This window comes from Candidatus Omnitrophota bacterium, assembly GCA_028716565.1.
GTDB lineage: Bacteria > Omnitrophota > Gorgyraeia > Pluralincolimonadales > Pluralincolimonadaceae > Pluralincolimonas.
Map to the genome: position 1 here is coordinate 44760 of JAQUPL010000002.1, position 26060 is coordinate 70819.

The 26060-nt window shown below is 52.9% G+C and carries 22 protein-coding genes and 1 tRNA gene; all 23 read right to left on the reverse strand.

Annotated elements, in window-relative coordinates; all coding sequences use genetic code 11:
* Positions 1 to 71 precede the first annotated feature (71 nt).
* A complete protein-coding gene (gene pyrE / locus PHO67_03430) occupies positions 72 to 641 on the reverse strand; it encodes an orotate phosphoribosyltransferase (protein ID MDD5546200.1) in 570 nt (189 codons plus the stop codon).
* Positions 638 to 1348 carry an orotidine-5'-phosphate decarboxylase gene (pyrF, locus tag PHO67_03435; protein ID MDD5546201.1) on the reverse strand — a complete coding sequence of 237 codons (711 nt, stop codon included), beginning with the start codon at positions 1346 to 1348 and terminating at the stop codon, positions 638 to 640. Before pyrF ends, pyrE begins: the two co-directional genes overlap by 4 nt.
* Entirely contained in the window at positions 1333 to 2247 is a 915-nt protein-coding gene (locus PHO67_03440) for a dihydroorotate dehydrogenase (protein MDD5546202.1), read from the reverse strand. The genes pyrF and PHO67_03440 overlap by 16 nt, the downstream gene beginning before the upstream one ends.
* Positions 2241 to 3029: a dihydroorotate dehydrogenase electron transfer subunit gene (locus tag PHO67_03445; GenBank protein ID MDD5546203.1), complete on the reverse strand. Its 789-nt coding sequence runs from the start codon at positions 3027 to 3029 to the stop codon at positions 2241 to 2243. The genes PHO67_03440 and PHO67_03445 overlap by 7 nt, the downstream gene beginning before the upstream one ends.
* Complete coding sequence (carB, locus tag PHO67_03450; protein ID MDD5546204.1) at positions 3011 to 6238, reverse strand: carbamoyl-phosphate synthase large subunit; 3228 nt, start codon at positions 6236 to 6238, stop codon at positions 3011 to 3013. Before carB ends, PHO67_03445 begins: the two co-directional genes overlap by 19 nt.
* Positions 6231 to 7328, reverse strand: a complete 1098-nt coding sequence (gene carA / locus PHO67_03455) for a glutamine-hydrolyzing carbamoyl-phosphate synthase small subunit (protein MDD5546205.1) — start codon at positions 7326 to 7328, stop codon at positions 6231 to 6233. Before carA ends, carB begins: the two co-directional genes overlap by 8 nt.
* A gap of 7 nt (positions 7329 to 7335) precedes the next feature.
* A complete protein-coding gene (locus PHO67_03460) occupies positions 7336 to 8565 on the reverse strand; it encodes an endonuclease Q family protein (protein ID MDD5546206.1) in 1230 nt (409 codons plus the stop codon).
* Positions 8565 to 8879, reverse strand: coding sequence for a hypothetical protein (locus PHO67_03465; protein MDD5546207.1), 315 nt, complete (start codon positions 8877 to 8879; stop codon positions 8565 to 8567). Before PHO67_03465 ends, PHO67_03460 begins: the two co-directional genes overlap by 1 nt.
* A gap of 13 nt (positions 8880 to 8892) precedes the next feature.
* The gene (locus tag PHO67_03470) at positions 8893 to 10182 is read right to left on the reverse strand and encodes a dihydroorotase (GenBank protein MDD5546208.1); all 1290 of its coding nucleotides are present in this window, start codon (positions 10180 to 10182) and stop codon (positions 8893 to 8895) included.
* A 1-nt stretch (position 10183) separates the two neighbouring features.
* The gene (locus PHO67_03475) at positions 10184 to 11122 is read right to left on the reverse strand and encodes an aspartate carbamoyltransferase catalytic subunit (protein MDD5546209.1); all 939 of its coding nucleotides are present in this window, start codon (positions 11120 to 11122) and stop codon (positions 10184 to 10186) included.
* A gap of 2 nt (positions 11123 to 11124) precedes the next feature.
* On the reverse strand, positions 11125 to 11673 hold the full coding sequence (gene pyrR, locus PHO67_03480) for a bifunctional pyr operon transcriptional regulator/uracil phosphoribosyltransferase PyrR (protein MDD5546210.1): 549 nt from the start codon (positions 11671 to 11673) through the stop codon (positions 11125 to 11127).
* The gene (locus PHO67_03485) at positions 11670 to 11849 is read right to left on the reverse strand and encodes a hypothetical protein (GenBank protein MDD5546211.1); all 180 of its coding nucleotides are present in this window, start codon (positions 11847 to 11849) and stop codon (positions 11670 to 11672) included. Before PHO67_03485 ends, pyrR begins: the two co-directional genes overlap by 4 nt.
* A gap of 104 nt (positions 11850 to 11953) precedes the next feature.
* A complete protein-coding gene (locus PHO67_03490) occupies positions 11954 to 14053 on the reverse strand; it encodes a glycoside hydrolase family 2 TIM barrel-domain containing protein (protein MDD5546212.1) in 2100 nt (699 codons plus the stop codon).
* Complete coding sequence (lpxA, locus tag PHO67_03495; protein ID MDD5546213.1) at positions 14005 to 14811, reverse strand: acyl-ACP--UDP-N-acetylglucosamine O-acyltransferase; 807 nt, start codon at positions 14809 to 14811, stop codon at positions 14005 to 14007. The genes PHO67_03490 and lpxA overlap by 49 nt, the downstream gene beginning before the upstream one ends.
* The gene (gene rsmI, locus PHO67_03500; protein ID MDD5546214.1) at positions 14804 to 15496 is read right to left on the reverse strand and encodes a 16S rRNA (cytidine(1402)-2'-O)-methyltransferase; all 693 of its coding nucleotides are present in this window, start codon (positions 15494 to 15496) and stop codon (positions 14804 to 14806) included. Before rsmI ends, lpxA begins: the two co-directional genes overlap by 8 nt.
* A 2-nt stretch (positions 15497 to 15498) precedes the next feature.
* Positions 15499 to 17328 (reverse strand): glutamine--fructose-6-phosphate transaminase (isomerizing), encoded by a 1830-nt coding sequence (gene glmS / locus PHO67_03505; GenBank protein MDD5546215.1) that lies wholly within the window; start codon positions 17326 to 17328, stop codon positions 15499 to 15501.
* 3 nt (positions 17329 to 17331) lie between these two features.
* Complete coding sequence (locus PHO67_03510; GenBank protein MDD5546216.1) at positions 17332 to 17946, reverse strand: carbohydrate binding domain-containing protein; 615 nt, start codon at positions 17944 to 17946, stop codon at positions 17332 to 17334.
* Positions 17947 to 17970: 24 nt separating this feature from the next.
* Positions 17971 to 18047 (reverse strand) — tRNA-Glu (locus PHO67_03515).
* Positions 18048 to 18071: 24 nt separating this feature from the next.
* Positions 18072 to 20510, reverse strand: a complete 2439-nt coding sequence (gyrA, locus tag PHO67_03520; protein ID MDD5546217.1) for a DNA gyrase subunit A — start codon at positions 20508 to 20510, stop codon at positions 18072 to 18074.
* A gap of 23 nt (positions 20511 to 20533) precedes the next feature.
* A complete protein-coding gene (gene gyrB / locus PHO67_03525; GenBank protein MDD5546218.1) occupies positions 20534 to 22987 on the reverse strand; it encodes a DNA topoisomerase (ATP-hydrolyzing) subunit B in 2454 nt (817 codons plus the stop codon).
* 3 nt (positions 22988 to 22990) lie between these two features.
* Complete coding sequence (locus PHO67_03530; GenBank protein MDD5546219.1) at positions 22991 to 23290, reverse strand: DUF721 domain-containing protein; 300 nt, start codon at positions 23288 to 23290, stop codon at positions 22991 to 22993.
* Between the two features lie 3 nt (positions 23291 to 23293).
* The gene (gene dnaN, locus PHO67_03535) at positions 23294 to 24394 is read right to left on the reverse strand and encodes a DNA polymerase III subunit beta (protein ID MDD5546220.1); all 1101 of its coding nucleotides are present in this window, start codon (positions 24392 to 24394) and stop codon (positions 23294 to 23296) included.
* 234 nt (positions 24395 to 24628) lie between these two features.
* Complete coding sequence (gene dnaA / locus PHO67_03540; protein MDD5546221.1) at positions 24629 to 25990, reverse strand: chromosomal replication initiator protein DnaA; 1362 nt, start codon at positions 25988 to 25990, stop codon at positions 24629 to 24631.
* Between the last annotated feature and the right edge of the window lie 70 nt (positions 25991 to 26060).

A 26060-nucleotide genomic window follows, 5' to 3' on the forward strand; every position in this document is an offset into this window, starting at 1 on the left:
CGGGCAGCCGCCGAATACTTCGGTTCTCCCCCGTTTCGTATTCCCCAAAAAACATATCGCGGAAACTTAAACTATTTCCTGCTCCCGGGCTTGATGACCGGTTTTCCGGCTTTGCAGAGCGGGCAGTCTTCAGGCTGGAATGTCTCGATCTTCAATTGGGCGAGCGACTTGAAAGGTACGCTGAATTTCGCCTTGCCGCCCGACCTGTCAATTATCGCGCCAACACCTACCGCTTCCGCGCCGAGGCCCTTTACGAGGTCTACGACTTCCTGAGCCGAGCCGCCGGTAGTGGCGACATCTTCTATTACCAATACTTTTTCGCCGGGCTTAAGCTTGAACCCGCGCCTCAATGCCATCTTCCCCTCTGCTCTCTCGGAAAATATCCCTCTTACGCCCAGGGCGCGGGCGACTTCATAGGCCGCGGTGATCCCGCCGACAGCCGGCCCTATCACGACGTCTATCTTTTCGCCTTTAAACTTGCCGCCGAGTTCTTTGCATAATTTTGCGGCAATCGCGGGATCGGCCAGAACGAGCGCGCACTGGAGGTAATACTCGCTATGCAGCCCGCTCGAGAGCTTGAAATGGCCTTTATGGAACGCGCCCTGTTCCTCGAATATCTTCATTACCGCTTCCTGGTTCAACTCTCCATCTCCTTTATTATCTTCCTCGCCACCGCTAGCGGGTCTTTAGTCTCGATCACCGGGCGGCCGACAACTATATAATCGGCCCCGGCTCTAACAGCACCCGCCGGGGTCATTATCCTCTTCTGGTCGTCCTTTTCCGCGCCTGCCGGGCGTATCCCCGGGGTTACTATTATAAAATCCTTGCCGAGGTTCTTCCTGATGAGGCTTGTCTCGCCGGGTGAAGCCACCACCCCGTCAAGCCCCGAGTCTTTCCCCAGTCTCGCAAGCGTGACGACCTCGTCTTCAATTTTCATATTTATACCGACCTCGCCTATCGAAGACTGGTCCATGCTTGTAAGCACCGTGACTCCCAGGAGTTTCGGCTTCTTCTCCGACTCCCGCGCCGCCTCTACGGCCCTCATCATCATCTCCGAACCGCCGAGCGCGTGGATATTCATCATGAACACGCCTAACTTCGCGGCCGACCTTACCGCATGGGCGACGGTATTGGGGATGTCGTGGAATTTAAGGTCGAGGAATACCCTGGCGCCGCTGTCGTGCACGAGCGCGACCGCATCCGGGCCGCATAAAGTGAACAGGCCCATGCCGACCTTGAATATCCGCACGTCCGGGCTTAATTTTTTTACCATCTCTTTTGCCTCGGCGAGCGATCTCAAGTCGAGCGCTACTATAAGTTTTTCGGAAGCTTTTATGCCCTGAGGCATCCGGTGAGTTCCTTTATGTTTTTTACCTTCTCTTGCCGCATATATTCTTCTATCCCCCTGACGATATCGGCAGCGGCCTTCGGATTTACGAAATTTGCGGTCCCGACCTGGACAGCGGAAGCGCCGGCTATTATAAATTCAACCGCGTCCTCGTAATTCATTATGCCGCCGATGCCGATGACCGGTATCTTCACCTTTTTAGCCGTCTCCCAGACCATGCGCAAGGCAACCGGCTTTATAGCCGGACCGCTTAAGCCTCCTATTATATTACCCAGGACCGGCCTCTTCGTATCTATATCTATCGCCATCCCTGTAAATGTATTTACCAGCGAAACCGCATCCGCGCCCGCATCCTCCGCGGCCATCGCTATCTCGGTTATGTCTTTTACGTTGGGAGAAAGCTTTGCAATGACCGGTTTTCTTGAAGCCCTCCTTACCGCCCCGACCACGGCGGCCGTCGAACCGGGCTCCCTCGCGAATTCAAGCCCGCCCTTCACGTTTGGGCATGATATATTTATCTCTATGGCGTCTATCCTTTTTGTTTTATCGAACTTCCCGGCGATCGCCGCATAATCTTCCACCCTGTGCGCGGCTATCGAGACGATGACCGCTGTCTTGACCTTGTTCAGGAACGGGAGCTTATCTTTGATAAAGGCGTCTATGCCGTCATTTTGGAGCCCGATGGAATTGAGCATGCCTGACGGCGTCTCGACGACGCGAGGAGGGACGTTACCCTCCCTGGGGTTCAGGGTCACCGATTTGGTCACGATAGCCCCAAGCTTGTTCAGGTCTACGAGCTTCCCGTATTCTTCACCTGACCCGAATGTCCCGGATGCGACAAGCACCGGATTCTTAAGTTCGAGCCCGCCTATCTTCACCTTAAGGTTCGGCTTTACCATATTACCTCTTTAGCGTTAAAGACCGGGCCGTCTTTACAGACCAGTTTATACCCCGATCTTGTCTTTATCGCGCACCCCAGGCACGCGCCCACCCCGCAGGCAATATTCTCCTCCAAAGAGACGTAACATTCAAGCCCGCGTTTTTTCGCGATCTGAGCCGTGGCTTTTAACATCGGCTTCGGGCCGCAGGTAAATATAACCGGCCGTAATCTCTTTTTTGCCGACAGGAATCCGTTTAAAACATCGGTCGCGAAGCACCTTTTACCGCAGCTGCCGTCGTCTGTAGCGACCATCGTCTCTATGCCGATGCCGCTGAAGTGCTCTTCGCACAGGAGGATTTTTTTATTCCTGGCGCCTATTATCGCGTAGACATCGGCTTTCTTTATTTTTACGAGCGATTCGGCAAGGGAAGCCAGGGGCGCCACGCCTATGCCGCCGGCGATCACCACAAAACTTTTTGCGCCTTTCGGAACCGTGAACCCGTTGCCCAACGGGCCAAGGATATCTACTTTATCTCCCGGCTTCAAACCCGCGAGGTAATGCGTCCCCTTGCCTATTATCTCGTATAATATCTCGAAACCCGAAACCTTTATCCTGTGGAAACCGAACGGCCTCCTCAACAGCGGCGTGTCAGTGTCGCCGCACCTTATCGTCAGGAACTGGCCTGGCTTCGCTTTTTTCGCGATGGACGGGCACTTTACTGCCATCATGTAATAACCGGGCTTTATCTTCCTGTTCGATAGGACTTTTCCCGTCTCTTGTATCATATGGCTGCGTGCCATTCCTTTAATGGCCTTACCCCTACGGAATGCTGCTTGATCGCCTCTATTCCCTTGGTCGCGGCATCCGCTCCCGGCATCGTCGTGACGCACGGAACGCCCAGCGAAACCGCGAGCGACCTTATCTTTATCTCATCCTCCCTCGGCTTCTTTCCGGAAGGCGTGTTTATGATCAATTTTATCTTTCCTTCCCTCATCTGGTCGAGTATGTTAGGGCTCCCCTCGCTTATCCTGTGGATCCGGGTAGCCGCGATGCCGGCTTCTTTGAGCGTCGCCGCCGTACCCGCGGTAGCGATCATGTCGAATCCCAGCTTGCTCAATTTCTTGGCTATCGGGACTATCTTCGCCTTATGGGCGTCCTGGACGCTCACGAAGACCGTGCCTTCTGTCGGCAGCGCGCTGTTAGCCGCCATCTGCGATTTCGCGAACGCCCTGCCGAAATCCACGTCTATGCCCATGACCTCGCCTGTCGACCTCATCTCAGGACCGAGTATTATGTCTATCCCCGGGAATTTGACGAACGGGAAGACGGATTCTTTCACCGATATCTGCGGCGGGGTGATCTCTTTGGTGAAACCGAGGTCTTTTAATTTCTTCCCTGCCATGACCTTTGCCGCGAGCTTCGCGAGTGGCACCCCTATCGCCTTGCTGACGAAAGGTATTGTCCTCGAGGCCCGGGGATTCACCTCTAATATATAAACGACCCCCTTCTGCACGGCATATTGGACGTTCATAAGCCCGACGACGTTCAGGTCTTTCGCCATGGAGAATGTCGCCTGCCTTATCTCGTCAATGACTTTCTTGCCCAGCGTATGCGGCGGAAGGACCATCGCGGCGTCTCCGGAATGGACTCCGGCCTCCTCTATGTGCTCCATTATCCCGCCTATCACGAATGTCTCTCCGTCGCCTATCATGTCGACGTCGACCTCGATCGCGTCCTCGAGGAACTTGTCTATCAGCACCGGGAATTCGGGAGAGGCCTTTACCGCATGCGTCATATAATACTCGAGCGACTCGTCATCGTAGACTATTTCCATCGCGCGCCCTCCCAGGACATAGGAAGGCCTGACCAGGACCGGGTAGCCTATCTTCTTCGCTGCCTCTACCGCGCCTTTGACATCGACGGCGGTCCCGTTTACCGGCTGCCTCAATCCCAGTTTCTCGACGAGGAGTTTGAATTTCTCCCTGTCCTCAGCTATATCTATCGCCTCCGGCGTCGTCCCGATTATTTTGAGGCCGGCCTTCTTTAACGCTACCGCCAGGTTCAGCGGGGTCTGGCCTCCGAATTGGACTATCGCGCCGTCCGGCTTCTCTTTATCGGCTATATTAAGGACGTCCTCGATGGTGAGCGGCTCAAAATACAGCTTGTCCGAGGTGTCGTAATCCGTCGAGACGGTCTCGGGATTGGAGTTTACCATTATCGTCTCGCAGCCTATCTCCTTGAGCGCGAAAGCGGCATGGACGCAGCAATAATCGAACTCAATGCCCTGGCCTATCCTGTTCGGGCCGCCCCCGAGTATCATTATCTTTTTTTTCGCGGAGGACCTCATCTCATCCTCTTCTTCGTATGTCGAATAGAAATAAGGCGTATACGCCTCGAATTCCGCGGCGCAGGTGTCGACCAGCTTATAGACCGCGCCTGTCCCGTCTTTTATCCTCGACTTCCTTACACCCATCTCGTCCGAACCGCGCAGGTGCGAGATCTGCTTATCAGAGAACCCGTACTGTTTAGCTTTCAGGAGAAATTCGCCTGTCATCTCTGAGCTCTTTATCTGGTCTTCGACCTCGATTATCTCCTTTATGTTCTGGAGGAACCACGGGTCTATCTTCGTAAGCCCGTATATTTTTTCTATCGTAAGCCCTTCTTTTAAAGCGTACCTGATATAAAATAACCTGTCCTGGTTGGGCGTTTTTAATTTCTCTATTATCTCCTGCTTGAAATTGGGACCCTTCGACCTCGCTTCGTACTCATCCTTCGGGTCGGAGCCGAGGCCGAACCTCCCTATCTCGAGCGACCTTATCCCTTTCTGCAGCGCCTCTTTGAACGTCCTGCCTATTGCCATCGTCTCGCCGACCGATTTCATCTGTATGGTCAGCCTTTGGTCGGCCTTCGGGAATTTCTCGAAAGCCCACCTCGGTATCTTCACTACGCAATAATCTATCGTCGGCTCGAAAGAGGCCGGCGTCTCTTTGGTAATGTCGTTAGGTATCTCATCGAGCGAGTAGCCGACAGCAAGTTTCGCCGCGATCTTGGCTATCGGGAAGCCGGTCGCCTTGGAGGCCAGGGCAGACGATCTCGATACCCTCGGGTTCATCTCGATGATCACCTGCCTGCCGGTATCCGGGTTAACGCCGAACTGGATGTTCGAGCCTCCGGTCTCGACGCCGATCTCGCGTATGACCTTTATCGCCGAATCCCGCATTATCTGGTATTCCCTGTCGGTCAGCGTCTGGGCCGGCGCGACTGTTATTGAATCGCCGGTATGTACCCCCATCGGATCGAAGTTCTCGATCGAGCATATTATGACGACGTTGTCCTTGATGTCCCGCATGACCTCGAGCTCATACTCCTTCCACCCGACGACGGATTCCTCTATCAGTATCTCTCCTATCATGCTTAAGGAAAGGCCTCTCTGTGCGATCTCCTCAAATTCTTTCCAATCCGCCGCCGTCCCCCCGCCTGTGCCGCCTAATGTAAATGACGGCCTTATGACGAGAGGGAATTCTATTTCTCCGGCGATCTTTTTCGCCTGCTCCATGTTGTAGGCGAGGTCGCTCTTCGGGAGGTCGAGGCCTATCTTCGTCATCGCTTCCTTAAAAAGTTTCCTGTCTTCGGCCTTTTTTATAGCCTCGGCTTTCGCGCCTATCATCTCCACCCCGAATTTTTTCAGGATGCCCATTTCGTGGAGCCGTATCGCGCAGTTCAGGCCTGTCTGCCCGCCCAGCGTAGGCAATAAGGCATCCGGCCTTTCCTTTTCGATTATCTTCGTTATCATTTCCGGGGTTATCGGCTCGATGTAAGTAACATCGGCCGTTTCCGGGTCAGTCATGATGGTTGCCGGATTGGAGTTAACGAGGATGACCTTGAACCCCTCCTCGCGGAGCGCTTTGCACGCCTGGGTCCCGGAATAATCGAATTCGCAGGCCTGGCCTATCACTATCGGGCCTGAGCCTATTATCAATATCTTATTTATGTCTGTCCTCTTAGGCATCTTTCCTTTCGCTCATCATGGTTGCAAATTTGTCGAATAGATATTCGGCGTCATGCGGGCCCGGGCACGCTTCGGGATGGTACTGGACGGAGAATACCGGCAGCTTCTTGTGTTCCATGCCCTCTACCGTCCTGTCATAGAGATTTATATGCGTCAATACGACGTCTTTGTCCGGGATCGAATCCATATCCACGGCAAACCCGTGGTTCTGCGACGTGATGTCGACTTTTTTCGTCCTCAGGTCCATCACCGGATGGTTGCCGCCGTGGTGGCCGAATTTAAGCTTATAGGTTTTGCCGCCGAATGCCAGGCCTAATATCTGGTGGCCGAGGCATATGCCAAATATAGGGAGTTTGCCAATCAGCTTTCTTACGGCTTCGATATGATACGGCACGCCTTCCGGGTCTCCCGGGCCGTTCGAAAGGAACAGCCCGTCCGGCTTAAGCGCGAGTACCTCTTCTGCCGTCGCAGAGGCCGGAAGGACCTTGACCCTGCAGCCTATCCTGCTCAAATTCCTGAATATATTTAACTTCGTCCCGCAATCTATCGCGACGACGGTAAACCGCGGCTTTACGGCGCCCTCATCCCCCCAATCGAAGGGTTTCTTGCACGTGACTTCCTTGACGAGATCTCTCCCTAAGAGGCCCGGCGAGCCTTTGACTTTATCTAGAAGCTTTTTCTCATCCGGCTCCTCGGTCGATATGGCGCATTTCATCGCGCCCTTGGTCCTTAATTTCCTAGTGATCGCCCTGGTATCGACGCCCTGTATGCCGACTATTTTATGCTTTTTCATATAATCGCCGAGTGTGGCTTTCTTTCTGTAATTAGAGGCTGTTCCGCTCAATTCTTTTATCACGAAGCCCTCAGCCCACGGCCTGCGGGATTCCACATCTTCGTCGTTGACGCCGTAATTGCCTATAAGCGGGTATGTCATCATCACTATCTGACCCTTATAGGAAGGGTCGGTCAGGATCTCCTGATAGCCGGTCATTGAGGTATTAAACACCATCTCGCCGAACGACTCGCCCTCTGCGCCGAACGACTCGCCCTTATACGCGCTTCCGTCTTCCAGAACAAGGTATGCTTTCATTTTCCGCTCAGAATAAAGTAAGCTGCTTCTCTCCCGTTTCTTCTTTGTCGAATATCTTTATCTTCCCGTACTCCCCGTCGTAACCGGCGAGGATATCCACTTTCCCGTTCCTGACCCTTATCACTCCCTCCGCGACCCTCTCCGGAAGCTGCGCCCTCAGGTCGTTTTCGCCCATCTTAAGCAGGATGTTGAATTCACTGCCGCATTTATTCACGAGCGACATATATTCGCGTTCGACCGCCACTGATTGTTCTCCTACTCCACGCGCGTCGGCTATTATCTGCGCGAGCGGTATCATGCTCTTGAAGGGTATGGCGCCCTCCGGCACGAATCCCTCGGGCCTGTCAGCGAGTTCTTCGACGCGGTGCATCACTCCGACGGTTATCTTCTTGCCGCAGACCGGACAGAGGTTCCGATTCTTTATCGCCTCTTTCGGGGAGACCCTAGAATTGCAGTTCCGGTGCCCGTCATAATGGTACTTTCCTTCCTGCGGATAGAATTCTACGGTATATAAAAATTTCTTTCTGTCTTTGGCCTTTAGCGCGCCGATTATCTCCCTGTAATCGAGCCCGCAATCGAAGACGTTCGCTTCCCTGCCTATCTTTTGGGGCGAATGTGAATCAGAATTTGAGATCAGTGAATACCTGTCGAGTTTGCCCAGGCGCCAGTTCATCGCCGGGTCGGACGAGAGGCCGGTCTCGAGGCAATATATGTTCTTCGCCTCATCTTTAAAGCATTCCTCGACGCTGTTGAAACCGGAATTCGACCCGAATATCGAGAAGTGCGGGGTCCACGCGTGAGCCGGCACGATAAAGCAATCCGGCGATACATCGAGGCACGCCCTGACGAGGTCCCTGGCGCTCATGTTCAGTATCGGGCGCCCGTCGGAAAAGAGGTCCCCGCATTCTCCCAGTTTTGCGTTCAATCTTTCCGCCGTCCCCATATCGGGGACAAAAACCATGTTGTGTATCCTCTTGGATTTCCCTTCGACGTAGAAATTATTGAAGACCTCTACCGTCAATATGAAATTCACGCCGCCGTGTTCATAGAGCCCACCCCCCGCTTCTTGCAGTTCGCTCTTCAATTCGGAGAACCAGAGCGGGTGGGTGAAATCTCCCGTGCCGAGGAGGGATATCCCCTTGATCTTCGCCCAGCGGGAGAGCTCTTTGACGTTCATCGATCCCGATGTCGCGCGGCTGTATCTCGAATGGATATGGAAATCAGCTGCAAATTCCATTAAAAGATTGGCTCTAGCTCCTCTGTCCCTTTGCCTACGGCCTTACCGATAAGCGACCTCTGGTAATTGATATATCCGAGGTTCTCTTTCGCCTTTTTCCCGTAATAACTGTCCGGGTATTTCTTTACCAGGAGGTCGTAATAATATTGGGCATTGTCCCAATCCTTGAGCTGGTACGCGATGTCGCCGGCGTGGAGCCAATCGCCTGCTTCCAGCTTTTCTTTTCCTTTCAAATACGGCTCCGGGGTGGCGCACCCCGCAATGAAGACCAGGGTCATCGCAAAAGCGAAGACTATCATAATTCCGCGGCCCATTATACCCTCCTTTTTAATCGAATTTCCCGTTTTCGTATTTTATCTTTCCGCCGACTATAGTAACGAGAACCGTCCCGCCCATCTTCCTGCCGGCCAGCGGCGTGTTCTTCGATTTGGATTCTAAGTGTTTCTCCTCGACGATCCATTCCGCGGCAGGGTCGAAGACCGTGACGTCAGCGTCGCTTCCCGCGGCGAGTGAACCTTTCCCCTTGAGGCCTAATATCGCCGAGGGATTTGCCGACATCTTACTTACGAGGCCGCTCCAGTCGAGGGTTCTGTTTTTCACCAATTCCGTATTAGCGAGCGATAAGGCGAACTCCAGGCCTATCATCCCGTTCGCGGCAAAATCGAATTCGACGTCTTTTTCTTCGACGGAATGCGGCGCGTGGTCGGTAGAGATCACATCTATCGTCCCGTCGGATAATCCTTTCTTGATCGCCGCCAGGTCTTCCTTCGCCCTCAACGGCGGATTAACCTTCGCCTTCGTATTAAAACCCAGCGCCGCCTCTTCTGTAAGCGTGAAGTAGTGCGGGCAAGTCTCGCATGTCACTTTTATCCCTCTTTTTTTCGCTTCCCTTACCGCCTCGACGCTCTCTTTTGCGGATACGTGGGCGATGTGCAGCTTCGCGCCGGTAAGCCCGGCCAGCTCTATATCCCTCATAACCATGACTACTTCCGACGCGCGCGGTATCCCTTTCAGCCCGAGTTTCGTCGAGATAAATCCTTCGTTCATTACGCCGTTTTTAGACAGGTTCGCGTCTTCGCAGTGCGATATCACCGGCAGGCCGAACATCTTCGCGTATTCGAGCGCCCGCCTCAATATCTCGGCGTTCATCACCGGCTTTCCGTCGTCTGACAAGGCCTTCGCCCCGGCCTCGGCTATCTGGCCTATCTCGGTAAGTTCTTTGCCTTCGAGGCCTTTCGTCACCGCGGCTGCGGGATAGATGTTAATGAGCCCCGTCTTCGAGGCCTCGGAGAGGATATATTCCACGACACCCTTATTGTCTATGACCGGGTTTGTGTTAGCCATACACAGGACCGAAGTAAATCCTCCCTTGAGCGCCGCCCTTGAACCGGTGACAAACGTCTCCTCATCTTCCCTGCCCGGCTGCCTCAGGTGGACATGCATATCTATAAGCCCGGGGAATACCAGTTTCCCTTTGCAATCAATGGACTTGGCGCCGTTCGACTTGATATTCTTGCCTACCTGCGCTATCTTATCGCCCTTTATAAGGACGTCGGCTTCCGAATTGAGATCGTTCGCCGGATCGACCACATATCCGCCCTTCAGGATGATATCCATGTCATTCGATCCTCTCTTTTACGCCTGACACCAGGTACAGGACCGCCATCCTCACCGCGATGCCGTTCGTCACCTGCTCGAGGATCACGGAATACGGCCCGTCAGCCACCTCAGGGGTGATCTCGACGCCGCGGTTGATAGGCCCGGGGTGCATTATAAGGACGTCTTTCTTCGCGTATCTCAACTTCTCAGCGTCCAGCCCGAACTTCATGGCATATTCCCTTATGGATGGGAAGAGGCTCTGCCCTTGGCGCTCGAGTTGTATCCGCAGCATATTTATGACATCCGCGCCCTCGATCGCCTCTTTAATGTCATATGTCACTTTCACGCCGAGTTTTTCTATCTCCGGCGGCATAAGCGTCGCCGGCCCGCAGACCGTGACCTTCGCGCCGAGTTTGGTCAGTCCCCAGATATTCGACCGCGCCACCCTCGAGTGGGCGATGTCTCCTATTATCGATACGTTCAGCCCGGCGACTTTCTTCTTGTGTTCCTTTATCGTGAATATATCGAGCAGGCCCTGGGTCGGATGCTCGTGCGAGCCGTCGCCCGCGTTTATTATCGACGGCGAGACCGACTCTGCCAGGAGTTGCGGCGCCCCGGAGGCCGAATGCCGCATTATTATGATATTTACCTTCATCGCCTCTATGTTCCTGGCCGTATCCTTTAACGTCTCCCCTTTGGTCAGGCTCGAGGCGCTCGTCTGGATATTGACTATATCGGCGCTCATGCGTTTCGCGGCGAGCTCAAACGAGGTGCGCGTCCTGGTCGACGGCTCGAAGAAGAAGAGGACGACAGTCTGGCCGCGGAGCGTCGGGACTTTCTTTATCGGCCTCTGCGATATCTCCTTGAACGAGTCGGCGGTCTCGAGGATGAGCCCTATCTCATCCGCCGAGAGGCTCTCAAGGCCCAGAAGGTCTTTTTTCGTCCACTTGACGGCCATATCTATCCCTCCATTTCGGCGACTACAACACCGTCTTCGCCGTCTGCTTCTTTTATTTTGACCTGTACCGTCTCTTTCTGCGATGTAGGTATGTTCTTCCCCGCGTAATCGGCCCTTATCGGCAGCTCACGATGGCCCCTGTCTACCAGCACGGCCAGCTGTATGCTCTTCGGCCTGCCGAAATCTATCAGGGCGTCGAGCGCGCATCTTATCGTCCTGCCGGTATAGAGGACGTCATCTACCAGGATTATCACCTTATCCTGTATATCGAAATCTATCTCGGTCTTATGGACAACCGGTTGTTCCGCGACGTCGGTAAGGTCATCCCTGTAAAGGGTTATGTCCAGGGCGCCTACCGGGATCTCCCGGTTGACTATGGCTCCCATCTTCCGGGCAAGCCGGTCGGCAAGCAAGGCGCCCCTTGTCCTTATTCCCACTATCGCGAGCCCTTCGACAGATTTGTTATTCTCGGTTATCTCGTGGGCGATACGCACCAGGGCGTTCTCGATCTGTCCGGCATCCATCACTTTTGCTTTCTCGCGAAGTTTCATAACCCCCTCCGGGCGACAAAGTGCCTGTCTTTGCGGATTTTGGCAACGAAGTGCCAGTCTTTACGAATTTTGGCAACGAAGTGCCAGTCTTCGCAAATTTTGGCAATAAAAATGCCTGTCTCCGGCTCCTTGCCGAAAACAGGCACAATATGCTTTTTCGTATAATTACAGCTCATCTTCCTCTCCTTTTCCGGCCTCACTGGGCCAGATTAAAAGGTTACTGAATGTAAAATATAGCATGCGGCTGCCTTATTGTCAAGGGCTAATTTCAGGAGGACGCCTACGGCGAATACCCGAGCGAATCGGTCGGTATTGAATTGAAGAGCCTGGAGACGACCCCGAACCCTGGTTTGGGTTTCCTGTCCCACGTCAGGATGCCCCAGTATTCTTCGATATTCGGGTCCTGGACCGAGGGATTGCCGCCCTTCCACCACTCGTCCGTCCATTCAAATATTACTATGCCGGCCAAGTCGCTGCCGATGGCTTCCATCTGTGTTTTCAGGGCTTTGTCCTGGGTCTCTTTCTTGACAAAAGTGCTGTATCCGGTCTCGGTTATGAAAATAGGCTTAGAGTATTTCTTGGATATCGCTTTCATCTCCTTAACGACATCTAACGCGTTTTCCTTCCCGCGCCAATTGAAACCGTGCCCTCCGATATAGGCGTTGCAGCCGATAACATCCAGGAAATCAAACCCAAGGTCGAACCCCTTTACTTTGAGAATATTGGCCGCCGTCACCGGGCGGCCCTTGTCCGCGGCCTTTACCGCGAGATATATCTCTTTCATGAAATTATTTACCTTGTCGAACCCGTAGCGCGGCACCGGATTGCCGGGTTCGTCATAACAGAACGGCGCGTCGTTCCATATGCTCCACATGAGGATACAGCGCCTGTTCCTGTGTTTTTTCACGACGTCCAAGGCCATCCTTTTGAGGGCCTTCAGTTCGATGTCAGACGCATAATCTGTATAGGCGGAAGGATAGATTACCTGCTCTATTATCTTGAGATCATACTTCTCGGCCAGGTCGAGTAACGCATCGGGAAGCGGCTCGTATGTCCTTATCGTATTTATCCCGGCCTCTTTCATCATCCTGAAATCGTTCTCGAAGACCGAGAGCGGTATTTTAGAGAAACACCCGTCGACCCCGGGCGGGAGCCCCGGGGCGCTTATGCCATAGGCCACGCCCTTTATGAAAAATAGCGAGCCGTCGGCGTATATCCTGTTATCCTTGATGACCACGCCCCGCTCCGGTATCCTTCTTGGTATCAGGACCTCTGGCCCTCCCGGCTCCTTCTTTACGATCACTTTCTCGACTTTTTCTCTTTCGGCCGCCCGCTGCCTTTCCAGCTCTTTCTGCTTCTCAACCTCTTTGGCGCGCTGTTCGAGGCGGATGCGCTCTCTCGCGAGTTCCGCGATCTCCTCTTCGGAGGGCGTCTCCATGGAGGCGATCAGCGGACGCTTAAGCGTGATGACACCTGTGGGGACTTCCACCCTGACGGAATCGGCAGTCTCGAGGATGACTTTCCCGACGACCACGCCGCCGGCGGCAAGGGTGACCTTTACCGGCTTCGATGCCTTTATCTCCTCCAGGACCTTGAGCTGGCCTTCGAGCGCTTTTTTGCCGTCAGCTACCCTGGAGAGCTCCTTGTTCAGTTCCTCGGATTTGTTTTTCGCCGAGGCCAGTTCGGCTTCAAGCTTGGCTATCTCTTCCGGCTTTGCCTGGGCTTCTGCCTTCGCCGCTTCAAGCTTCTTCTCCAGGTCGATCCTGCTCTGTTCGAATCCCTTAAGTTTCGTCTCTAGTTCGTCCCGGCTGGTCCTTAATTCTTCTAGCGATGAGGCTAATTTCGAGCGTTCGGCCTCTATGATCGCTATCTTCTTCTCCGCCTCCTTCCGCAGCGCTTCTTTCTTTACGACCTCGACCCTGGTCACCGCGACTGCCGCGGCCAGGATGACTATCGCCGCCGCGACCAGGACCGGCTTGAATTGCAGCAGCCTGGCGTGGTTTACTATGCCCTTTCTTTCTTTATCGGAGATCTGCTCATAGTAAATACCGATAAGGTACTTATTGGGGCGGCCTTCCGCTATCTTCTTTAACCATGCCGCCTCCGCTACCGCGGCAATTGGCTTGACCGAGAACGGCATATTTATCTGCAGGCGGAGTTTTGCGGATTTATTCTTTAACTTTTCGGCGAGGTCGTCTTTGAGGTTGTTGACCTCGAGGCACATGCCGCCTTCACTGACGTCCCTGGTGAAGGCCTGGTGGAACTCGGAGTATACCTCTTTGTCGTCGAGGCTGACTATCTCTAACTCGACGGGAAAGACCGTGCCAAGTCTTATATATCTTCTGCGCTCGATGCCGCTTCTGTCTTGCGGTGTTTGCATATTCCTCTTTCCGATCGTTTGACGAATTCGACCATGTGAGCGGCTTCGGGCGTTAATTCCCCTAGCTTAGATATCTCGGATAAGGCCTGCGATACGTTAAGACCGGAACGATAAAGCAGCCTGTATATCTTCTTGATCTGCGCCTTCGCGTTTTCGCCTATGGGTGAGCGTTTCAGGCCGACTACATTTAATGAGCATGCCTCGGAATCGCCTTCGATAAGCGTATAAGGCACGACATCTTTGTTCACGCGCGCCAGTCCGCCTATCATCGCGAGCGTCCCGATCCTGACGAACTGGTGCAGGGTGACATTACCGGAAATAAAAGCTGCGTCCTCGACCTGTATGTGCCCGGCGACGAGCGCGCCGTTGCATAATACTATACTATTTCCTATACGGCAGTCATGCGCGACGTGCGAGAACCCCATGAAAAAATTATCATTCCCGATGACCGTTGCCGAACCTTCCTCCAGGCCGCGGTGTATGCTCGTGTATTCCCTGAAGATGTTCCTGTCGCCTATTTTGAGGAAGCTCTTTGCGCCTTTGAAATGGAGATGCTGCGGCACATGCCCGATGACCGCGCCCATATGGACTTCACAATCTTTCCCGATCGTCGTCCCGGAACAGATATAAGCATGCGCGAGCACTTTCGTGCCGTCACCTATCGAGGCGCCGTCCTCGATTATCGCGTACGGCCCGACTTCGATCTCGCCTAATACGGCCTTTTTGCCCACGATAGCCGCGGGATGTATCTTAGTCACTCTCTCCGCCCCTCCTGGGGTTAAGCACTATCAGGAATTCGCCCTTCGGTTTAGACTTCTCGAAACGCGCGGCTATCTCGCTCACTTTCCCGCGCAGAATTTCCTCGAATTTCTTCGTCAATTCGCGCATTACGCAGATGCGGATATCTCCGAATATCTCAAGTATATCATATAAAGCCCTCAAAATCCTGTGCGGAGATTCATAAAAAATAACTGTCCGCTTCTCATCCTTGAATTCCGACAGCTTATTCCTCCGCGCGCCGGACTTGTTCGGCAGGAATCCCTCGAAGATAAAGCGGTCTGTCGGCATGCCTGATGTTATCAGGCCGAGTATTATCGCGGCCGGGCCGGGTATCCCGACGACAATGATCCCCTCTTTTATCGCAAGCATTATGATATGCGCCCCGGGGTCGGATATGCCGGGTGTCCCGGCGTCGGATACGAGGGCAACGCTCTTGCCTTCCTTCAGCAGTTTTATGAGGTAATCGCCCTTGGTTATCCTGTTGTGCTCGAAATAACTCGTCAGCGGGACTTTTATGCCGTAGTGGTCTGTGAGGATCTTTGTATGGCGGGTATCCTCCGCGGCGATGAGGTCGGCTCCCCTTAAGACCTCGACAGCGCGGATAGTTATATCTTTAAGGTTGCCTATTGGTGTAGCGACTACATAGAGCGTTCCGGATGGCATTTTTATTCAACCGTAACCGACTTTGCCAGGTTCCTCGGTTGGTCTACGTCCCTTCCCTTAAGGACGGCGATATAATAGGCCAGCAGCTGCAGAGGCACCACGGTCAGGAGGACGGAGAGCGCTTCTTCCGTCTCTGGGATATACAAAATCGAGCTTACGTGTTTTTTTATCGAGACATCCCCCTCCGTAGCTATGGCGATTATCGCGCCGTGCCGCGCGCGTATCTCCTGTATGTTGGATATCATCTTGTCATAAGTTAACGACCGAGGCGTGATGGCCACGACCGCCATGTTCCTGTCGATAAGCGCTATCGGCCCGTGCTTCATCTCGCCGGCCCCGTAACCTTCGGCGTGGATATACGAGATCTCTTTAAGTTTTAGCGCCCCTTCGAAGGCATTGGGATAGTTCACCCCGCGGCCGATATACATAAAGCAGGGGAGTCTGTAATACTTTCTTGCGCAGGCTTTGATCGCCTCGGCCCCGTCGAGTATCCCGTCCATGTGCTCCGGGATCATCTCAAAGCTGTTCAGCATCGCCTTCAGCTGTTTTTTCGTCAACGCGCCGTTTATCCTCCCGAGATGCAGGGCCAACAGGATAAAAGTCGATATCTGCGCCGTATACGCCTTGGTCGAGGCGACGCCTATCTCCGGGCCGGCATGCGTATAGATGACACCGTCGGATTCCCTGGCTATCGTTGACCCGACGACGTTGCATATCGATACCACTTTTACGCCGCTCTTCTTCGCCTCCCGGAGCGCGGCGAGCGTATCCGCGGTCTCGCCGGATTGGCTCACTGCGATAAAAAGGCTCTTCTTGCCGTATACCGGGTCCCTGTATCTCAACTCGCTCGAGACGTCCACCCCTACAGGGATCCTGGCGAATCTCTCGATAAGGTACTCGCCGACAAGGCCGGCATGATAGGCGGTCCCGCATGCCGAGATGACTATATTGTCGATACCGCGCAGTTCGGAAGCGGTAAGTTTCATCCCGTCCATCTTTATCCGGCCGCCCGGGATATCGGCCCGGCTTGACAATATCTTGTGGATGACGCGCGGCTGTTCGTATATCTCCTTCAGCATGAAATGCGCGTATCCCCCTTTTTCCGCCTGGGAGATGTCCCAATCGATGTGCGTGGGTTTCTTATTTATCTTTTTGCCGTTCAGGCCGGTTATGACCACCTTCTCCCTTGTCAGGGTGATCACTTCCTGGTCGTCTACAAAGATCACTTTCCTGGTCCTGTCCATTATGGCCGGGCAATCCGAAGCGAGAAAGTTCTCTCCGTCTCCCAGCCCGACGATAAGCGGGCTGCCGCATCTGGCCCCGACCAGCTTGCCGGGCTCATCCCTGTGTATCACCGCTATCGCGTACGAACCCTTCGCGTCTTTCAGCGCGCGGCGGACAGCGTCCTCGAGGACTCCCTTGTAATATTTTTCTACTAAGTGTGGCAGGACTTCGGTATCGGTATCAGAAATGAATTTATGGCCTTCTTTTTTAAGTTGGGCCTTGAGTTCTTCGCAGTTCTCTATTATACCGTTATGGACGAGCGCTATCGCCCTGCGGCAATCATAATGAGGGTGTGCATTTATGTAATTGGGGATGCCGTGCGTCGCCCAGCGGGTATGGGCTATCCCTGTGGTGCCTCTCAGCCGGGTCTTCTTGAGGCCTTCGTAAAGCCCCTTTATCTTCCCGGGCATCTTCAGAGTCCTTATCCTGTGCCCTTCGAGCACAGCGATGCCCGCCGAATCATACCCCCTGTATTCGAGCCTCGCCAGCCCCTTTATTAAAATAGGGGCGGCCTCTTCGCTGCCTATGTATCCGGTTATCCCGCACATTTTTTAGTCCGTGGAGAGCTTTATCTCGTCAATGTAAAAGATGCCGTTCTTGTTATCAACGGTCATGTCATCAAAAGCGACGTCCATTTCCACCATGCTGCTCATGTCCCTCAACGTCCCCGAAGCCGTGAATCCCTGCATCGGTATGGATATTAATTGCCAGTCGCCGGTTATCCCTCTCAAAACATAGGACGAGCGCTGACCCCCGGAATTCGTCAAAGTGATTTTGAATTTCGTGGTAAACCCATAATCCGCATCGCCTTTTACCATCATACTCAATTTTTTATACGGGCGCATGTCCAACTTATTCAGCATTATATAAAAACCGTTAAGCGCCGGGCCGTTCGTGGCTACATCATAGGTTATCTTGACGACGTGGTTATCATCGGCTTTCTTCCCCGGGACACCATAATACATGGGGATTATCCTCATTGTGGTCCCCTGACTGGAGTCGAGGGTGTTAGAGCTCCATGTGCCCATTTCCGTGCCCAAATCGCTTCTGTCGGCGGTCTCAAAACTGGCTATAATAAGGTCTTTGGCGAATGCCTGGTTATTTAAAGCGAACACCGCTGATAAGAAAAGCAGTACGGTGAAGAGGCGGATTATCCTGTTTCCCATTACAGACCTCCTGTTTTTGTATTTTGGCGTCCCCACGGGGATTTGAACCCCGGTCGCAAGCTTGAAAAGCTCGTGTCCTGACCAGGCTAGACGATGGGGACGCTGTATTTCGCCGGTTACTTGCTCTACTCCGCGACCTCCTCTTCTTCGATGACAGAGGCGACCGAGGAGACCCTGTCTTTTGCGTCGAGTTTAATTATCCTTACGCCCTGCGCTGCGCGTCCGGTCGACCGGACGTCTTTGACCGGGCAACGGACTATTACACCCTTTTCTGTTATGATCATTATCTCGTCATTATCAGAGACTGTCTTGAGCGCGACGGCTTCCCCGTTCTTTTCAGTGACCCTGATGTTGATGATGCCTTTGCCCCCCCTGCTCTGTGTCCTGTATTCCTTGAGCTGCGACCTCTTCCCGAACCCTAATGAGGTTATGGTAAGTATGGTCGCTTCCGGGTCAGCTACAGACATCGCGATGACCTCGTCTTTCTTGCCGAGGGCTATCCCTTTGACGCCCTTGGCTGAGCGGCCCATATCCCTGACCTGCGATTCCGGGAACCTTATCGCTTTTCCTTCCTTCGTGGCAAGCAGTATCTCTCTCTTGCCGTCTGTCATCTCGACGCCGATAAGCTCGTCGCCCTTCTCCAGGGTCATCCCGATTATGCCGCCTTTGCGCGGATGGCTATATGCCTCGAGCGTAGTCTTTTTTATGATGCCCTGTTTCGTCGTCATCACCAGGAAATTGCCTTCTTTGAATTCCTTCACCGGTATGAAAGCGCTCATCTTCTCGCCCTGCTGCATCTCGAGCAGGTTGATTATCGCCTTGCCCCTTGCCTGGCGCCCGGCCTGCGGCACATCGTAGACCTTAAGCCACAGGACACGGCCCTGGTTGGTGAAGAATAATATGTGCTCGTGCGTGGTCGCAATAAAGAGGTGCTCGACAAAATCTTCCTCTTTTACGTCCGCGCCTGTCACGCCGTGGCCGCCGCGGCGCTGTTTCCTGTACGCAGAGACCGGCAGGCGCTTGATATAGCCGGTATTGCTTACGGTTATGACAACATCTTCTTCGGCGATAAGGTCTTCGACCTCGAGGTCCTCTACTTCCCCTACGACATCGGTCATCCTCTCGTCGCCGTATTTCTCCTTTATCTTCAAGACCTCCTCTTTTACTATCTGGTACACCTTCTTCTCGCTCTTTAATATGGACTCGTACAGTTCTATCTTCTTGATGAGCTCGAGATACTCGGCTTCGAGCTTCTCGCGCTCCAGGGCGGTCAGCCTGCGCAGCTGCATCTCGAGTATCGCCTGGGCCTGGACGTCGCTGAAATCGAACTTCTTGATAAGGGCCTCTTTCGCCTCGGCCTCGGATTTAGATTTCTTTATGAGTTCTATTATCTTGTCAAGATTGGCGAGCGCCTTCTTCAACCCCTCGAGTATGTGCGCCCTCTCCTTGGCCCTGGCCAGGTCAAATTTAGTCCTGCGCGTTACTATTTCTTTCCTGTGCGCTATGTAGCATTCGAGCATCTGCTTGAGGTTCAACACCTTCGGCCTGTTCTCCACAAGCGCCAGCATTATGATGCCGAATGACACCTCGAGCTGGGTGTGCTTAAAGAGCTGGTTCAATATTACCTGGGCATTCGCGTCGCGCTTCAGCTCGATGACTACCCTCATCCCGTCTTTATCAGACTCGTCCCGTATATCGGAGATCCCCTCCACCTTTTTGTCGGTGACGAGCTGGGCGGTCGCCTCTATCATATTCGCCTTGTTAACCTGATACGGGATCTCGGTGATGACTATGGACTCTTTCCCGGATTTCTGCTCCTCTATCCCGGCCTTCGCGCGTATCTTTATCAGCCCGCGGCCGGTAGTATAGGCCTGCTTTATCCCCTCGCGGCCGCAGATCGTGCCGCCGGTCGGGAAATCCGGCGCCTTTATTATCTTCATCAGGTCTTTAATGGAAATATCCGGGTCATCTATTACCGCCGCGACACCCTGTGATACTTCCGAAAGGTTATGCGGCGGGATATTCGTGGCCATACCGACCGCGATACCTGATGAGCCGTTTATCAAAAGGTTCGGCAGCGTCGCCGGCAATACGACCGGTTCCTTGAGCGAGGCATCAAAGTTCGGTACGAATTCGACGGTATCTTTCTCGAGGTCCGAGAGCATCTCCTCGGTTATGGCCGCCATACGCGCCTCGGTGTACCTCATGGCCGCCGGCGAATCGCCGTCTACCGAGCCGAAGTTCCCCTGCCCCTCTGCCAGCGGATACCTCAACGAAAAATCCTGGACCATCCTCACCAGTGAATCATAGACCGCGACATCCCCGTGCGGATGGTATTTACCGAGCACCTCACCGACGATCCTCGCCGACTTTTTGTACGGTTTCGTATGCTCGAGCCCGAGTTCCTTCATCCCGTAGAGTATCCTGCGATGGACCGGCTTCAGCCCGTCGCGTACGTCGGGCAGGGCGCGCCCTACGATAACGCTCATCGCGTATGAGATGTATGAATCCTTCATCTCGTCTTCTATATATACCGGAACTATCTTCTCATTGCGCGCGTACATTTTAGAGCTCTGATCCTCCTATCTTAAACATCCAGGAACCTTACTTCCGGTGCGTGTTTTTCTATGAATTCCCTTCTCGGCTCGACAGCGTCGCCCATCAATATTGTGAACATCTGCTCCGCCTCTACGGCGTCTTCCATCGTGACTTTCAGCAGCGTCCGTTTCTCCGGGTCCATGGTCGTCTCCCAGAGCTGCTGCGGGTTCATTTCGCCGAGACCCTTATATCTCTGGATACTCATGCCTTTCTTGCCGAGGTTCCTTGTATACTCAAGGACGGCCTTGAGCGAACCGAACTCCAGGTCCTCTTCCTCACCTTCGAGCCTGAAAGGCGCTTTCGGCTTTTCTTTCGCTTTGCCCTCTTCTGTATGCGGCAGGTAATCCGATGCCGAAAGGCCGAGCTTTTCGAGCTTAGCCAGGCACTTCTCTATCTCTTCCGCTTCGTATATCTCAAGCAGGTCCACGCCTTTTCCGTTCGCGGCGCCCTTGCCTTCTTCCTTTATTTCAACGTCCTCACCGGCCTCTTCTTCCTCTTTAACGAACTTGGCAAGCTCGTCGTCATTATAGGCAAATTGGTCCTGGCCATCCACTTTTACCCTATAAAGAGGCAGTTTTTTGGTCTTTGGATGCCTAGAAATCAGGTATTTCGCTAAATTCACTCCCTTTTTACCTAACCCGTCGGTAAGATCTTCAAGCTCGACGAGTGTATCCAGGATGTCCTTCAACTGGGCATCCGTGAATGTATGCTTTTCCTTCGTCCTGACCAGTTTAAGCCCTTCCGACCCAAGCTCAATGAGCATCGAGTTCATCTGGGTCTCTGTCTGTATGTATTCTTCCCTCTTGCCTCTCTTTATCTTATAGAGCGGCGGTTGGGCAATATAGATATTCCCCTTCTCGAGCAGTGCTCTCATCTGTTTATAAAAGAAGGTCAACAGCAGGGTCCTGATATGCGAACCGTCCACATCGGCATCGCACATTATTATCACCTTCGCATACCTTAGCTTCGATACATCAAATTCCTCCCCTATCCCGCAACCCAGGGCCGAGATCATCGTCCTGATTTCGTCATTCGCGAGGACTTTGTCCAGCCTGGCCTTCTCAACGTTTATGATCTTGCCTTTGAGCGGCAATATCGCCTGGAACCTGCGATCCCTTCCTTGTTTCGCCGAACCGCCGGCAGAATCGCCCTCAACGAGATAGACCTCGCAAAGCTCGGCGTCCCTTTCGGAACAATCAGCTAGCTTGCCCGGCAAACCTACGCCTTCGAGCGCGCCTTTCCTCCTGGTAAGCTCTTTCGCCTTCCTCGCCGCTTCCCTTGCGCGGCTGGCCAGGAGGCATTTATCCGCCACTTTATTCGCTATCGAGGGGTTCTCCTCGAAGTAAGAGCTCAGCGATTCGTTAACTATTGAAGCCACCAGGCCCTCGACCTCGGAATTCCCCAGCTTTGTCTTGGTCTGTCCCTCAAATTGCGGGTCCGGTATCCTTATCGATACGACCGCGGCAAGCCCCTCGCGCACATCGTCGCCGGAGAGGGTTATCTCCTCGTTCTTGAAAAATCCTTTATTCTTGCAATACTGGTTTATGACCCTTGTCAGCGCCGACTTAAACCCGCTTAAGTGGGACCCGCCCTCTATGGTATTTATATTGTTCGCGAAGGAGAAGAGATTTTCGCCGTATCCGTCGTTATACTGCAGGGCGACCTCCATCTGTATCCTGTCCTTCTCGCCGCTGAAATAGATGACTTTCTTGTGGAGCGGGTTTTTGTTCCTATTCAGGAATTCAACGAAAGATTCTATGCCGCCTGTGAACTTAAATGAGTTCTCCTTGTTCGTCCTCTCGTCCTTCAGGCTGATCTTTAGGCCTTTATTGAGGAACGCCAGCTCGCGCAGCCTGTTCGACAAAGTATCAAAACTGTACTCTGGTTTCCCGGTAAATATCTGGTTATCCGGCTTGAAGGTTATGCGCGTGCCGGTCGTCTTGGATTTCCCGACGACGGCCACTTTCGATGCCGTCTTGCCGCGCTCATACCTCTGGTGATAGACCTTTCCGTCGCGCCTTATCTCTGCCTCGAGCCATTCCGACAGGGCATTAACTACCGAGACACCGACGCCGTGGAGGCCTCCGGAAACTTTATAGCTCTTATGGTCGAACTTGCCTCCGGCGTGAAGCTTCGTCAGGACGACCTCGAGGGCCGATTTCTTCTCGGTATCGTGCATATCGACCGGGATGCCGCGCCCGTCGTCTATGACCGTAACGCTGCTATTTTTATGCACGATAACGTCGATATTCTGGCAATAACCGCCCATCGCCTCGTCGATGGAATTATCCACGACCTCATAGACAAGGTGGTGGAACCCGCCGACGGCCGTATCGCCGATATACATGGCCGGCCTTTTCCTTACGGCCTCCAGGCCCTCCAGGACCTGGATAGTCTTAGCGTCGTACTTTTCCGATTTCACCGGTTTTTCCGCCTTTGCCATATTCTATGTCTCCCCTATCCTGAGTTTTATATCCTTAACCGGGCCATCGCCCAGTTCGCTCTTTATTTTCGCCAGGATCCCTGCTTTCTCCATTGTTAATTTATGGAGCCAGCTGGACGAATCCACGTGCACCACCAGGACCCCTTCTTTTATGTCTATGGGCTTCGCGTGTTTTACCGCAACCTCGCCCGCCGCTTTCATCCAAATGTCGCCGATCATCCCCGCCTGCGAAACCTTCCCGCCGCCCAAGTCCCTTAAAATACCATCCAAGACATCTTTAATAGCGACGGGCCGGTTCTTCATCTTCTATTCGGTGCGCACCGGCAGGATTATATATATATAATCCCCGCCTTCCGCCCTGATCACGCCCCGCCTGTCCTGCCCGGCGAATTCAAAATCCACCTCTTCCTCGTTTATGGTCTTGAGTGCGTCCATAAGGTAATTCGGGTTGAAGCCGATGGTGAATTCATCCCCGCTATATTCACAATCGACCTCTTCGCGGGACTCGCTGCCGTCCTGCGAAGCCTTGGATATTATGACCCTGTTTTTTAGCAGGTCCAGTTTTATCGATTGTGAATCCGGCGTCGCCAAAAGGCTGGCCCTTTTCACGGCCGCATAAAAATTCTCCCTATTCGCCCTCAATTTATCCTGCCCCTGCTTCGGGATAACCTGTTCATAATTAGGGTATTCGCCCTCGATCAACCTTGTTATAAGCTGTGAATCGTCCAGTTCGAAGGCAACTTGGTTTTCACTGAACAAAATCTTCGCGTCGCCGTCGTCTTTTAAGATCCTCTGTAATTCAGTGACCGCTTTCGAGGGGACTATGATCTTTCTTATGAACCCTGTCGGTTTGGGCGTTTCTTTCTCCACCATGGCCAGCCTTCTTCCGTCGGTCGCCACGACACGCAATCTCTTTTCAGATAAGACAAATAAAACACCGTTCAGGATATACCTGGTTTCGTCCTTTGATATCGCGAACGCTGTAGAGCTCAGGATCGACTTTAATTGCCTTTGTGGGATGGCCAGGGTGTCCTTGTCTGACAGTTCGGGCACTTTCGGGAATTCGTCTTTTGGCAGCCCCATCATTTTAAATATCGACTTATCGCATTTTATAGTGACCTGGTTGTTCTTTTTCGCCGAAAGAGTTATGTCTTTATTGGGGAGTTCTTTTACGATATCGCTTATTTTTTTAGCCGGTATAGATATCGAGCCCTCTTCCTGGATGTCGGCTCCGGCTAATTTTGAAATTACCCCTATCTCCAGGTCTGTGGCTATGAGCTTTATTTTGTCTTTTGACGCTTCAAATAAAATATTAGATAAAATGGGCAGCCCGCTCTTTTGAGATACGGCGTTTTGCACGGTCTGTATGCCTTTCTGTAGTATCTCGCGCGTCAATTTTACTTCCATCTCTTCTCCTTATTTATTAATTAAAAAATAGCAGTAGAAGTAGTAATCCCTGTTCGCTTGTGGACAACAACACAACGCTTTATGCCGCGGCGCATTAAAGGGTTTTTCCAGCCCTAAAGTTATGCACAGGTTGCGAGCGCAAAGCATCGTTCCGATAGAAACCACGGCATGCCGCATTAGTTATGCACAACCATCAACATGTTATCAACAACAAAACCAGAGCCGGCCAACAGGTTATTCACCTTGTATTTGTGTCGCGAGCCTGCCGATCATCTCCTTTATTTTAGCGTCTTTTTTCATGTCCGACTCTATACTTTCGCACGCGTGCAAGATCGTGGTGTGGTCCCTGCCCCCGCATAATTCCCCTATTTCAGGCAGTGAATGGTCGGTCAGTTTCCTTATCAGATACATGGAGATCTGCCTGGGTAGAACCATCTGTTTTGTCCTGCGCCTGCCCTTTATATCCGACACCCGGACGTTAAAGTAACTTGCCACTTCCTCAAATATCGTATCCGCGAGTATCCGGGACTCCTTTTCTTTTACCATGTCCTTCAGGACAGAGCGGGCCAGCTCAAGCGTGATGCTCTGTTTAAGCAGGACTGCGTTCGCGACAACGCGCTTCAACGCGCCTTCAAGTTCGCGGATGTTGGACCTTATCTTTTCCCCTATGTAAAAAATCACGTCATCAGGGACCGCGATATTCTCTCTCTTTAATTTTTGCCGCAATATTGCTATCCTCGTTTCGAAATCGGGCTGGGAGATCGATACGATAAGGCCCCACTCAAACCTCGAGACCAGCCTCTCCTCGAGCCTGTCGATCTCCTTGGGCGGCTTATCGCTCGAGAGGACTATCTGCTTGTGCGCGTCGTGCAGGGTATTGAAAGTGTGGAAGAACTCTTCCTGCGTCGATTCCTTCCCGGCGATAAAATGGACGTCGTCTATCAAAAGGACATCCACCGTCCTGTATCTTGCCCTGAACCTGTCCGTGGACCGGTTCTGTATCGATTGTATAAGTTGGTTCGTGAATTGCTCGCTTGTTATGTAGACCACTTTCATGCCCGGGTTTTTCGCCGCGACGCAATGTCCGATGGCATTCATGAGATGCGTCTTCCCCATTCCGGCCTTCCCGTATATGAAGAGCGGATTGTAGGCCCTTGCCGGTGATTCGGCTACGGCCATTGCGGCGGCATGCGCCATCTTGTTGCTCGGTCCGATAACGAAATCATCGAAAGTGTACGCCGGGTTAAGCCCGATATTATTATGGGCCTCCTGCTTTTTGGGTGTATCGGCGGATTTCGGGGCGGAGCTGGCTGCGGCCGGCAGGAAGGCATTCGGCTCTTTGGCGGAATAACGGAAATCCAACGCCAGGTTCTCGTCGGCGATATCCTTAAGGGTTGTCCTTATCAGGTCTAAGTGATGCTCAAGGAGCCAGTCCTTAAAGAAGCTGTTCGGGACCTCAAGGACAAGGGAACCTTTCGAGATCTCCAGCCCGTTTGTGGGCTTGAACCACGTCTCAAAAGTCTGAGGGTTTACCTTGGATTTTATGAGATCCTTCGCTTTTTCCCAGACCTCTATAGCACTCTTTATATTTTCCATAAAAAAGCCGTAAAAAGTTATTCACAATTTATTCACAGGCCGTAAATAAGGCAGGCCGCACCAAACCTTG